This is a genomic window from Leuconostoc lactis (assembly GCF_007954625.1).
GTDB classification, from domain to species: domain Bacteria; phylum Bacillota; class Bacilli; order Lactobacillales; family Lactobacillaceae; genus Leuconostoc; species Leuconostoc lactis_A.
Genome location: NZ_CP042420.1, coordinates 437485 through 447500, shown reverse-complemented (window position 1 = coordinate 447500; position 10016 = coordinate 437485). Strand labels below are relative to the sequence as shown.

Genomic DNA, 10016 nt, shown 5'->3' with positions numbered 1-10016 from the left:
AAATAAGGAGAGGTAGCGCAAAGCTACCTCTCTTTTCTTGTGTAAATGAATCTTGCCTTTTATTTTTTTTTTCGTTACAATAGGGATAATAGCTTACCATAATTAGGCACTTTCAGAAAATTGTTGGTTGATGAGAAACAATACGCCGAAACTCCAGTAAGTCACGTTTAGTGGGTAATGCCACTCGGAACTCTCCGTTATCAGAAAATGAGTGTTGTACGCTTTTTGTGTACAAAATCTGGGTGGTACCACGGAAGCGCGTTTTCGTCCCTTGTCCTGTTGGATGGGATGGCAACGCGCTTTTATATTAGACTTTAAAATTAAAGGAGCAGAATAATGTTAGACATGAAGTATTTGCGCAAAAATGAAGCTGAGGCAACGCAACGGTTGCTTGATCGGGGTGTACCAGCAGAAAGGTTACAAGAGTTGTTGGCCTTGGATCAAGAACGGCGAGAAGCCATCCAACAAGTTGAAAATTTGAAGGCACAACGGAACGCTGTGTCGGATAAGATTGCGTATGCTAAGCGTAACAAAGAAGATGCAAGCGAAGCCATTGCGGCGATGCAACAAGTTGGTGCGGAAATTAAAGCCTTAGATGCACGTCAAGCAGAGTTGGATGAGGCAGTGAAAAATTTGGCGGCCCATTTGCCTAATTTAGCAGCGCCAGAAGTACCAGTTGGCCCAGACGATACAGCAAATGTTGAGCAGCGCGTTTGGGAGCCAGCTGACTATGGCACACGACCACATGCTTTGGCGGACACACCAAGTTGGTTGAAAGCGCACTATGAAATTGGGGAAGCACTGGGCATTTTAGATTTCGAACGTGGCGCTAAGGTTTCTGGAGCTCGTTTCTTGTATTATGTTGGTGACGGGGCCCGTTTGGAGCGTGCTGTTTACAACTTTATGCTTGATGAACATCGACAAGAAGGGTATACCGAAATGATTACCCCAATTGTGGTCAATGATACAGCGATGTTTGGTACGGGACAGTATCCGAAGTTTCAAGATGATGCTTACCGTGTAGAAGGGTTGGCCCAAACTTATATTCCAACAGCAGAAGTACCACTGACAAACTATTATGCTGGAGAAACAATCCCGAGCGAAAACTTACCAATCAAATTTACTGCGTTATCACCATCATTCCGTAAGGAAGCTGGGGCAGCTGGAAAAGATACGCGTGGCTTGATTCGTTTGCACCAATTCAATAAGGTGGAAATGGTGAAGTTTACTAAGCCGGAACAATCATATGCCGAATTGGAAAGCATGACAGCCAATGCGGAAAACATTTTGCAAAAGCTAGGTCTTCCTTATCATGTCGTGATGCTATCAACGGGGGATATGGGCTTCTCAGCAGCAAAGACTTATGATATTGAAGTGTGGATGCCGCAACAAAAGGTTTATCGCGAAATTTCATCAGTATCAAACACAGAGGACTTCCAAGCACGTCGCATGCACATTACGTATCGCGATGACAATGATAAATTGCAGTTGGTGCACACATTAAATGGATCAGGACTAGCCGTTGGTCGGACGGTCGCAGCCATTTTGGAAAACTATCAGAATGAAGATGGCACAGTCACAATTCCTGAAGTGCTACGGCCTTACATGGGTGGGCAAACAACATTAGCGGCAACAGCACATTATTAATCGATGAAAAGCCTATATTTATTGGGCTTTTTTTGCTACAATTTATAATAGACTATTGTGCGGTAGAACACACAAATTCATATTTCAGAGGAGACACACGCAACTAATTCAGGTTGTGTGCTAAAAACAATGGCAAATCCAATACGTAAATTAGTTGATAATTCAAAAAAACAACTAAAAAAATTAAACAATATTGCCGATCAAGTTGAAAGTTACGCTGATGAAATGTCAGCATTAACTGATGCGCAATTACAAGCTAAAACGCCATTTTTCCAGGAAAAAATTGCAGCAGCGGTAGCTGCTACAACAGATAAGGATAAACAAAATAAAGCCCTATCAAAGGTATTAGATGAGATATTACCAGAAGCTTTTGCAGTTGCGCGTGAAGGTGCTAAGCGTGTCTTAGGACTGTACCCATTCCGTGTTCAAATTATGGGTGCTGCGGTGTTGCATGGTGGTAATTTAGCGGAAATGCGTACCGGTGAAGGTAAGACACTAACAGCAACGATGGCGGTTTATTTGAATGCCTTATCAGGTCGTGGTGTGCATGTGGTGACTGTCAACGATTATTTGTCAGCGCGAGATGCTGAGCAAATGGGTCAGCTTTATAATTGGCTTGGCCTAACTGTTGGTGTGAATGTCGGTGATGCGCCAGCTGATGAAAAACGAGCAGCGTATAATGCCGATATCACTTATTCAACAAACTTTAACATTGGGTTTGATTATTTGCGTGATAACATGGTGCATCGTGCCGAGGAGCGCGTGATGCAACGTGGGTTAAACTTTGCGTTGATTGATGAAGCGGATTCAATTTTAATCGATACGGCGCGGACACCTTTGATCATTTCAGGACCTGGATCAGGTGTTTCACAATTGTATGCACGGGCTGACCGTTTTGTAAAAACACTTGTACGCGACGAAGATTATAAAATTGATGAAGAAGCTAAGACAACGATGATGACCAATGAAGGGATTCATAAGGCAGAGGTCTTCTTTAATTTGGACAATTTATATGCTGCTGGCGATACAGCCTTAACGCACCATATTGACCAAGCACTTCGTGCGAACTTTAACTACATTAATGATAAAGACTATGTGGTACAAGATGGCGAAGTCAAGTTAATTGACCAGTCAACGGGTCGTATTTCTGAAGGCACACGTTTGTCGGATGGCTTGCATCAAGCAATTGAAGCCAAAGAAGGCGTTGAAATTCAAGAAGAAAATAAGTCAATGGCACAAATTACGTATCAGAATTTGTTCCGTATGTATAAGAAACTGTCTGGTATGACGGGAACAGCCAAGACTGAAGAAGAAGAACTACGCGAAATCTACAACATGGAAGTCATTACGATTCCAACTAACCGACCAGTTAAGCGTGTGGATTATCCGGATTTGTTGTACCCATCAATGCGTGCTAAGTACAACGCGGTGGTTAAATTAATCCAAGAATTACACGCCAAGGGGCAACCCATTTTAATTGGGACAGGGTCTGTTGAATCATCTGAATTGTTGTCGAAAATTTTGATGGCACAAAATGTCCCACATAACGTATTGAATGCCAAAAATAACGCCAAAGAAGCTGAAATTATCGCTAACGCGGGACAACGTGGGGCCGTAACAGTTGCGACTAACATGGCGGGACGTGGAACAGATATTAAGCTTGGCCCTGGTGTGTCCGAATTAGGTGGGCTAGCTGTGATTGCCACAGAACGTCATGAATCTCGCCGAATTGATAACCAGTTACGTGGTCGTGCTGGTCGTCAAGGTGATGAAGGCTTCTCACAATTCTTCTTGTCATTGGAAGATGATTTGATGATTCGTTTCGGTGCAGAACGTATTCGTCTGATTTGGGAACGTATGAATTTGGATGAAGAAGAAACAGTGATTAAGAATCGTTTGATCACCCGTTCTGTTGAATCAGCCCAAAAGCGTGTCGAAGGTAACAACTACGATACGCGTAAAAACGTGTTGCAATATGATGATGTTGTCCGTGAACAACGTGAATTAATGTATCGTCAACGTGATATCGTCATTGATGAAACAAAATCATTGGATTGGGTCCTCATGCCAATGGTTGAACGGACAATTAATCGTGTCGTTGATGCACAAACCAAAGGTAAGAAGCCAGCGGAATGGCATTTGGATCAAATCGTTACCTTCGCCGGTAATGTTTTGGTGAATGAAAATGATATTTCGGTTGCCCAGTTAAAAGGGTTAGACCGTGATGGCATCAAGGCATTGCTATTAAACTTAGCAAAAGAAAATTATCGTGTTAAGCAGGGTCAACTCTATGATCCGGCACAAATGTTAGAATTTGAAAAAGTGGTCATTCTCCGTGCCATTGATCAACATTGGACAGACCACATCGATGCCTTAGATCGTTTGCGTCAGGGTGTTGGCCTTCGTGGTTATGGGCAATTGAACCCACTGATTGAATATCAAAACGAAGCGTTTGACAACTTCAACAAAATGATTGCTGATGTTGAATATGATGCGACACGCACCTTTATGAAAGCAGAAATCCGTCAAAACTTACAAGCTTAAGAGTTACCATGCCTGATGGTTGACGGTTGCATAATTATAACGAACCTTGTGTTCGTTTTTGTTTTGAAGGGATACTGGAATGGAAATTATTGATGCTAAACATGCTTTAGCAGATATCGAAGAAAATATTGCCCGTTTTCGTGGCACACTGGATCTGGAAGCGTTAACAGAAGAAATCGCTGATTTTGAAAACCGCATGACAGAACCAGGTTTTTGGGATGATAATGTTAAGGCACAAAAAGTCATTGAAGAAAATAATATTTTGAAGAATCGTCGGGATTCATTCTTAAACTTGACAAATCAGGCAGAAGAAATCGCTGTACTCATTGAAATGTTGTCTGAAGATCCGGAAGATGAGGATACTGCAGCCGAATTAGCGGCCAGTGTGGAAAAGGTTCAAAAAGATGTTGAAGCCTACAATTTGGAACAACTGTTAACTGAACCTTATGATGCCAACAATGCCATTTTGGAAGTGCATCCAGGATCTGGTGGTACCGAATCAACTGACTGGGGTGCCAACTTGTATCGGATGTACACGCGTTGGGCTCAGCAGCATGGCTTCCAAGTGGAAGTGTTAGATTATCACGCTGGTGACGAAGCAGGGATTGATAGTGCGACTATTAAGATTTCTGGGCACAATGCTTATGGCTTCTTACGGAGTGAAAAGGGTGTGCACCGCTTTGTGCGTATCTCACCATTTGATTCAGCGGGTCGTCGTCATACGAGTTTCGTCAGTGTCGATGTGATGCCGGAATTGGATGACACGATTGAAGTTGAAGTCCGTGATGATGACATCAAGATGGATGTTTTCCGTTCAGGTGGTGCCGGTGGACAAAACGTCAACAAGGTGTCAACCGGTGTCCGATTGACGCACGAACCAACCGGTATCGTTGTGTCATCAACTGTTGAACGGACGCAGTACGGTAACCGTGACTATGCTATGCGTTTGTTGAAGGGGAAGTTGTACCAGCTTGAATTAGAAAAGCAAGCAGCGGAACGTGCCGCCTTAACGGGTGAAAAGATGGAAAACGGCTGGGGATCACAAATTCGGTCGTATGTCTTACATCCTTATCAGATGGTCAAAGATCATCGAACGAACTACGAAACCAATCAGCCGCAACAAGTACTTGATGGGGACTTAGATCCGTTCATTAATGCCTATTTGCAATGGCAATTGAGTTTAAAAAACCCAAATTAACCCATAAAGGTCGAAACGATTGTTTCGGCTTTTTGCATTATGAAACAGATTAGTTTCTAAACCCCGTCACGTGCGTTATAATATAAGTCAATCTGAGACGCGATTGCCTTAAAAAATGGAGGGCATAATATGGATAACACATACACACCTAGTGCGCAAAACGTCCTCGTTTTAGCACAAGAACAGGCAAAATATTTTAAGCATCAGGCTGTTGGGACAGAACACCTCTTGCTTGCTTTAGCGATTGAAAAAGAAGGTATCGCGAGTAAAATTTTAGGCCAGTTTAATGTGACGGATGACGATATTCGTGAAGAAATTGAACACTTTACTGGCTATGGCATGACAGCACGTTATGACAAAAATAGTTATCTTCCTTATTCACCAAAGGCGGCTGATATTTTACGACAAGCAGGTGAAGAATCACGGGCGTTAGCCCAACCGCGAGTTGGCACAGAGCATATCCTCTTAGCACTCTTACAAGATGAAAGTATTTTATCATCACGTATTTTGCTGGCTTTGGATGCCAACTTGCAAGAAATGCGGCGTGCAATCCTACGTAAGTTAGGTGTGACGGACGTGCGCAAGCAAATGAAACAACATGATCGCCAGCAGCCACAGGGTACGCCCACATTAGACGGTTTGGCACGTGATTTAACGCAATTAGCCAAGGATAACAAGATGGATCCGATTGTCGGGCGTTCGAGTGAAGTGCGACGTGTCGTACAGATTTTGTCACGGCGGACGAAGAATAATCCGGTTTTGATTGGCGAACCTGGTGTTGGAAAAACAGCAATTGCTGAAGGCTTGGCGCAACGTATTGTGACCAATGATGTGCCTGATTCACTTAAAAACAAGCGCCTGATGGCATTGGATATGGGTTCACTAGTTGCCGGGACAAAATATCGTGGTGAATTTGAAGATCGCTTAAAAAAGATCATTGATGAAATTTATCATGATGGACAAGTCATTTTGTTTATTGATGAACTTCACACGTTGATTGGTGCTGGTGGTGCTGAAGGCGCGATCGATGCCTCTAACATTTTAAAGCCAGCGTTAGCACGTGGTGAAATTCAAACATTAGGCGCCACGACTTTTGACGAATATCAAAAGTATGTGGAGTCAGATGCTGCTTTGGAACGGCGTTTTGCACCAGTGACGGTCAATGAACCCTCACAAGCAGACGCCATTGCGATTTTGACCGGCATTCGACCAAAGTTTGAAGCGCATCATCAAGTGCAAATCGATGATGAAGCGATTGCAGCAGCCGTGAAACTATCATCACGTTATATTACGGATCGTTTCTTGCCCGACAAGGCAATTGATTTGATGGATGAAGCTGGGGCTAAAGTACGTATTGATGCGGTTGATAAGCCAAATGCCCTGCAAAAAAACCAGTTACGTTTAGCTGAATTGACAGAAGCGAAGGATCAAGCCATTACGGCACTTGACTTTGAAAAGGCGGCCGATCTGCGTGCTGAAGAAATGAAAGTCAAAAACAAGTTAGATAAGTTAGCCGCGAAAATGGCCAATCAAACAGCGGCTGACCGGCCACAATACGATTTACACGTGACGGCTGAAGATATCGCGGAAGTGATTTCACAGCAGACAGGTGTGCCACTAACACAACTTGAAAAGAACGAAAAGCAACGACTCGTTAATCTGGAAGCCGTGTTGGGTCGCCGTGTGGTGGGACAAAAGCAAGCTATTTCTGCGGTTGCGCGTGCCATTCGTCGTGCTCGTTCTGGCCTGAAAGATCCAAGTCGTCCAATTGGGACTTTTATGTTTTTGGGGCCAACAGGGGTTGGTAAAACAGAATTGGCCAAAGCTTTAGCCGAAGCGGTCTTTGGTAATGAAGATAATATGATTCGGATCGATATGTCTGAATATCAAGAGCGTTGGTCAGCTTCACGTTTGATCGGCTCAGCGCCTGGTTATGTTGGCTATGATGAGGGTGGTCAACTCACAGAGCAAGTCCGTAATCATCCTTATTCCGTTATCTTGTTAGATGAAGCTGAAAAGGCACATCAGGATATTTTCAACCTCATGTTGCAAGTGTTTGATGATGGTTTCTTAACAGATTCTAAGGGGCGCAAGGTTGATTTTCGAAATACGATTATTATCATGACGTCAAACCTTGGGGCAACAAGATTACGTGATGAAAAAGCCATGGGCTTTGGGGCCGTTGACTTGAAAAATGATAACGCCGCGGTTGCTGAAAAAATTCGTGAAACGTTGAAAGAAACCTTCCGACCTGAATTTATTAACCGACTAGATGAGGCGGTCGTCTTTGAGCCGTTAACGAAGCCTGAAATTCATACGATTGTGAAGCTCATGAGCCGTGATATCTTACAACGGGTTGCTGAACAAGGAATTTCAGTTAAAATCACACCAGCCGCGATTGATGTGATTGCTGATGCCGGATTTGATCCAGAATATGGGGCACGACCAATTCGTCGTGTCTTACAAACAAAAGTTGAAGATGCATTAAGTGAAGCGCTATTGCGTGGCAATATTACCACTGATAGTGTTGTGACGATTGGGGCAAAACAAGGCGATATTAACATCACCATTAAGCCACAGAAAAAAGTCATCACACATGCTTAACAAAAGTGATCACATCACGTATGTGGTCACTTTTTCAATGGCGCTGACAATCAGCCAACCCACGAGTAAAAAGGGCACAAACGGGGCGCATCGTCGCGTATAATAGTGGAGATAACCATAAGTCAGGAGTGCTGCGGTAAGGAGCGTCAGCGCCAAAATCATGGGGGATGACACTAAACCAATCACCATCAGGACGGGAAAGTCCCCGCTACCTAGGGCGTGGCGCACGTAAATTAGCCACAGACAAATCAGGGCAAACATGCCAACGACTAGCAGTTGAGGCGTTTCCCAACGTGTCCATACCAAGTAAGCCAGCCAAGGGTAGAGTAGATTGGCGTGAATGGTCTGTTGGTCCCAGTCTTCCAAAGCCAGAAAAAAGAGACACAGAGCTGTTAGCCATAGTTCTGGTTCAGGGAATAGCCAAGTCCCAATAATACCCCCAAGGCATTCAAATAAGACGTAAGTATAACCGTAGTGGTGTTGGCAATAGCGACAGCGGCTTTTGGTTAACAGTGCCGACACGATAGGGATGAGATCAAACCAAGCCAATACATGCCCACAATGCCAACAAAATGAGCGTTGCGTAGTTAAGGGGATTTTGTGAGTTAAGCGATCGTTGAGGCACATGATACTTGAGATGAAACAAGTATTGAGTAGAAAGATAACGAGTATAGTCATAAGGTATCATACGCAGTCGTTGTGGAAAATACTTGTTAAGAGCAACTGTTTTCCACAAATTTTAAAGAGATGCTGTTAAACCTATTGACAATCACTGTCAATCTGGTAATATATTGGACGTGCTTTTAAGTAATCTGTTCTGTGAGCTATTCACAACGTGCTGAACGGCGCTGTAAAGGCAATTGTCAGCAGATTTCCAGTAAGCATTTTTGTTTAAAGACAGAAATGACACACCTGGAACTGTGTAACTAATAAAATTTTAAGGAGACCGTAGCATGCCTACAATTAACCAATTGGTTCGCAAGCCTCGTAAGTCAAAGGCGACTAAGTCAAAGTCACCAGCTTTGAACTTCGGCTATAACTCAATGAAGAAGAAAGCAACAAACAATGTTGCACCACAAAAGCGTGGTGTTGCAACACGTGTTGGTACAATGACACCAAAGAAGCCTAACTCAGCTTTGCGTAAGTACGCCCGTGTTCGTCTTTCAAACTTGTACGAAGTTACAGCATATATCCCAGGTATTGGTCACAACTTGCAAGAACACTCTGTTGTTTTGATCCGTGGTGGTCGTGTTAAGGATTTGCCTGGTGTACGTTACCACATCATCCGTGGTGCATTGGATACAGCTGGTGTTGATGGACGTAAGACATCACGTTCAAAGTACGGCACAAAGGCGCCAAAGAAGTAAGAAGGAGACTGACAAATGCCACGTAAAGGTTATACTAAGCGTCAGGAAGTTTTGCCTGACCCAATTTACAACTCAAAGCTCGTTTCACGTTTGATCAACAAGTTGATGCTTGATGGTAAGCGTGGAACTGCGTCAACTATCTTGTACGATGCTTTTGATCGTATCAAGGAAGCTACTGGTAACGATCCATTGGAAGTTTTCGAACAAGCTATGGAAAACATCATGCCAGTATTGGAAGTTAAGGCTCGCCGTGTTGGTGGATCTAACTACCAAGTGCCAATCGAAGTACGCCCAGACCGTCGTACAACATTGGGATTGCGTTGGTTGGTAAACTACTCACGTTTGCGTAACGAACACACAATGGATGAACGTTTGGCTAAGGAAATCATGGACGCCGCTAATGACACTGGTGCATCTGTAAAGAAGCGCGAAGACACACACAAGATGGCTGAAGCTAACCGTGCATTTGCGCACTATCGTTGGTAAAATGCGTGGCGCAATTCAGTTTGTGTCATGACTGCTTACGTTGATTTATTGTTGCTTAGAATTTAATTGTTCACGGTCACAATAAATAGTGTAAAATGACAGTAGATGGTAAAACGCTATTGGCTTTTACCGTCAAAAAGCGAACACAATTCTGTGTCGCTTTTTGTTGC

The 10016-nt window shown here is 43.5% G+C and carries 7 protein-coding genes; 6 read left to right on the top strand and 1 reads right to left on the bottom strand.

Annotated features, from left to right (window positions below; translation table 11 throughout):
• Positions 1-336: 336 nt before the first annotated feature.
• The 4 genes from serS (at position 337) to FGL80_RS02215 (ending at position 7993) form a co-directional block, all read left to right on the top strand.
• A complete protein-coding gene (gene serS, locus FGL80_RS02230) occupies positions 337-1647 on the top strand; it encodes a serine--tRNA ligase (RefSeq protein ID WP_055307344.1) in 1311 nt (436 codons plus the stop codon).
• A gap of 129 nt (positions 1648-1776) precedes the next feature.
• Entirely contained in the window at positions 1777-4191 is a 2415-nt protein-coding gene (gene secA / locus FGL80_RS02225) for a preprotein translocase subunit SecA (RefSeq protein ID WP_055307439.1), read from the top strand.
• A 79-nt stretch (positions 4192-4270) separates the two neighbouring features.
• Positions 4271-5389: a peptide chain release factor 2 gene (prfB, locus tag FGL80_RS02220; protein WP_029509440.1), complete on the top strand. Its 1119-nt coding sequence runs from the start codon at positions 4271-4273 to the stop codon at positions 5387-5389.
• 129 nt (positions 5390-5518) lie between these two features.
• A complete protein-coding gene (locus FGL80_RS02215; protein ID WP_055307345.1) occupies positions 5519-7993 on the top strand; it encodes an ATP-dependent Clp protease ATP-binding subunit in 2475 nt (824 codons plus the stop codon).
• Positions 7994-8002: 9 nt separating this feature from the next.
• Here the strand turns inward: FGL80_RS02215 and FGL80_RS02210 are convergent, their stop codons facing one another.
• A complete protein-coding gene (locus FGL80_RS02210; protein WP_172792701.1) occupies positions 8003-8620 on the bottom strand; it encodes a prepilin peptidase in 618 nt (205 codons plus the stop codon).
• 326 nt (positions 8621-8946) lie between these two features.
• On the opposite strand from FGL80_RS02210, the gene rpsL reads away from it, so the two are divergent.
• Together rpsL and rpsG are read left to right on the top strand one after the other, a co-directional pair.
• Complete coding sequence (gene rpsL / locus FGL80_RS02205; RefSeq protein ID WP_009999878.1) at positions 8947-9360, top strand: 30S ribosomal protein S12; 414 nt, start codon at positions 8947-8949, stop codon at positions 9358-9360.
• A 15-nt stretch (positions 9361-9375) separates the two neighbouring features.
• Positions 9376-9846 carry a 30S ribosomal protein S7 gene (rpsG, locus tag FGL80_RS02200; protein WP_009999877.1) on the top strand — a complete coding sequence of 157 codons (471 nt, stop codon included), beginning with the start codon at positions 9376-9378 and terminating at the stop codon, positions 9844-9846.
• Positions 9847-10016 lie beyond the last annotated feature (170 nt).

Excerpts from the sequence above, each read along its gene's own strand:
- secA (WP_055307439.1), top strand. The coding sequence starts at position 1,777 with ATGGCAAATCCAATACGTAAATTAGTTGATAATTCAAAAAAACAACTA.
- rpsG (WP_009999877.1), top strand. The coding sequence starts at position 9,376 with ATGCCACGTAAAGGTTATACTAAGCGTCAGGAAGTTTTGCCTGACCCA.
- prfB (WP_029509440.1), top strand. The coding sequence starts at position 4,271 with ATGGAAATTATTGATGCTAAACATGCTTTAGCAGATATCGAAGAAAAT.
- FGL80_RS02215 (WP_055307345.1), top strand. The coding sequence starts at position 5,519 with ATGGATAACACATACACACCTAGTGCGCAAAACGTCCTCGTTTTAGCA.
- serS (WP_055307344.1), top strand. The coding sequence starts at position 337 with ATGTTAGACATGAAGTATTTGCGCAAAAATGAAGCTGAGGCAACGCAA.
- rpsL (WP_009999878.1), top strand. The coding sequence starts at position 8,947 with ATGCCTACAATTAACCAATTGGTTCGCAAGCCTCGTAAGTCAAAGGCG.
- FGL80_RS02210 (WP_172792701.1), bottom strand. The coding sequence starts at position 8,620 with ATGTGCCTCAACGATCGCTTAACTCACAAAATCCCCTTAACTACGCAA.